General features: G+C 66.1%; 2 protein-coding genes. Both read right to left on the reverse strand.

Features of this window, described 5'->3' with window-relative positions; all coding sequences use genetic code 11:
- A partial coding sequence (locus VFX99_RS08805) for an AMP-binding protein (RefSeq protein ID WP_329665923.1) occupies window positions 1-1,241 on the reverse strand: 1,241 nt, incomplete at its 3' end.
- Window positions 1,238-2,367: glycosyltransferase family 1 protein (locus VFX99_RS08810; protein WP_329665924.1), on the reverse strand; the 1,130-nt coding region annotated here is incomplete at its 5' end. The genes VFX99_RS08810 and VFX99_RS08805, both read right to left, overlap by 4 nt.

Below are 2,367 nucleotides of genomic sequence, written 5' to 3' on the forward strand. Positions count from 1 at the left end.
AAGAAGAGAAATCCCTCCTGGTCTGCGACGACCGTGTCACCGGACCACACCGCCATCTCCGGCGTCCGCCATTCCTCGCCGGGTCGGCGCACCAGCTTGTATCGCTCGGCGGTGCGCACCGGATCATTCCAGTAGCCGAGCCCGACGAGCGCGCCCCGGTGGACGAGCTCGCCCTCCTCGCCTGGATCGCACACCGTGCCGTCGGGTCGGAGAACGAGGATCTCGGCATTCGGAATGGCCTTGCCGATCGATTCCGGCCGCCGGTCGACCTCGCCGGGGTCGAGGTATGTCGAGCGGAACGCCTCGGTGAGCCCGTACATCAGGTAGGGACTTGCGCGTGCGAACAAGCCGCGCAGCTTCTCCAGCGTCACGCGCGGCATCCGTCCACCCGTGTTCGCCCAGTATCGGAGTCGACCAGCGGCTTCGTGCGGCCAGACCACATCCGCGAGCTGCAGCCAAAGCGGAGGCACGCAGGTGAGCCCGGTGACGCCGTACTGCGCGCAGAGCTTGGGCACCTCGCGGGGAAGCAGATAGTTCATGAGGACGCAATGCGCCCCGACCGCGAAGGCGGTCGTCACCTGGCTGAGACCCGCGTCGAAGCTCAGTGGGAGGACGCTGAGGATGACATCGTCGCACGTGTTCTCGAGGTAGGCGCTGACGCTCTCCGCGCCGACGATGAGGTTGCGATGGCTCAGCACGACGCCCTTGGGACTGCCGGTGGAACCCGAGGTGTACAGGATGGCGGCGGGATCCACGTCGATCACCGCTCGGGAGGCGGGGACCGCTCCGGATGCGGCATCGTGCTCCCATGCGTGCACGCGGTAGGCGACCGGGTCAGTGGGAGCGGTCCCGACCACGACGACGTCTTCGACCGTGTTCGGCAGGGTGCCGTGCAGTTGCCCGAGTCGATCGGCCGAAGTGATGAGGACGCGCGCGCCGCTGTCGGTGAGGATGTGACCGACCTGAGCCGGTTTCAGAACGTGGTTGATCGGCACGAACATCCCGCCGGCCGCGGATGCGGCAAAGATCGACACGACCGTCTCGAAGCGCTTCTCGAGGTAGATCGCCACACGCTCGCCGCGCTGCAGGCCGACCGCCTGCAGCTGCGCAGCAGCTGACTGAGTCGCGGCCCAGGTCTCGGCGTAAGTGTGGGTGTGTGATCGGTACGACAGCGCGGCCGCGCCGGGAGTCGAGGCAGCCGCCTGCGAGAGCAGATGATGGAGGTTGGTCCGGGAGGTCACGCGCCGCACACCTCTTCTTCGATGATGCGCACCACGGCGTCATGCGTAGGCTGCCAGGATCGGCCGACGACGGACTGGGCGGCGCGACGCGCGTTGCCTTGGATGTCGGGAGCCGTCACGGCCTCGCTCAGGGCAGCTGCCAGGGCACCGCCTGTGGGCTCCGCCCATCGCACGTTCTCGTTGGGCAACACGACGTGCGCCAGCGGCAGGTCGTTGACGACGGGGATGTTCCCGGCCGCGAGCATCTCTTCCGCGACAAGCGTGATGTTGGTGAACGACAGGGCGATGCCGGCGATCGTGCGTCCGTAGAGATCGTTCAACTCGGGGGCGGTCAGTCGCCCGTGGAATGTGAAGGGAAAGTCGAGGTCACGCGGCGCTGCACCGTAAATGTGGATCTCCTGCTCCGGGTGAAGTTCATGGAACCGTCGGAGAGCCACCCGCGCGAGCTGATATCCGCGACGCGGATAGTCAGGACGACAGTAGAAGACGATGCCGGAGCGCGGTCGCGCGACGGATGGAAGCCCGTAGACGGACGAGTCGCAGCCGAAGGGGACGACGTCGCTGGTGAGTCCCGTCTCTTCTCGGATCATTCCGTCGAGCATTTCCCCCAGCGCGATTCTGCGAAAAGGCAGTCGGTAGCTCATGGCTGCGAACTCGTACTCCGCGCCGTGTGCGTAGAAGAACGGCTCGTAGTCCTGCATGAAATACAGCCGATGCACCGGATCAGACGCGTATTTGACGATCAGATGGGCGCTTTCCCAGCCCGACGCGACGACGGCGTCGAGACCTCGGATACCGGCGGTGACGTCGCGCACGTCGGCCTTCAGCGCGGGCCAATGGCGCCGGATGGTAGCCGTCAGCTGGGTCACATCGAGTCCATGACGATCGTAGAAGTACAAGACGCATCGGTGGCCACGCGCCTCGAGTGCCTCGACCATGCGGAAGAACGTCGTGTGTCCTCCCGAGCCGGGAGCAGGCGCTGTCGACACCCAACCGATTGTCAGCAGGCTTCCCATCGAGCGCTTCTCGGACGGCGTGGGCAGAGCGGCAGGGACGTCGGTCAAGAGATCGTCGACGTCGATCTGGAGGAACAGGTCCCCGGCGCCCGTGCGACTGTAGATTCGCC

The sequence above is a fragment of the Microbacterium sp. genome (genome assembly GCF_036277215.1).
Taxonomy (GTDB): domain Bacteria; phylum Actinomycetota; class Actinomycetes; order Actinomycetales; family Microbacteriaceae; genus Microbacterium.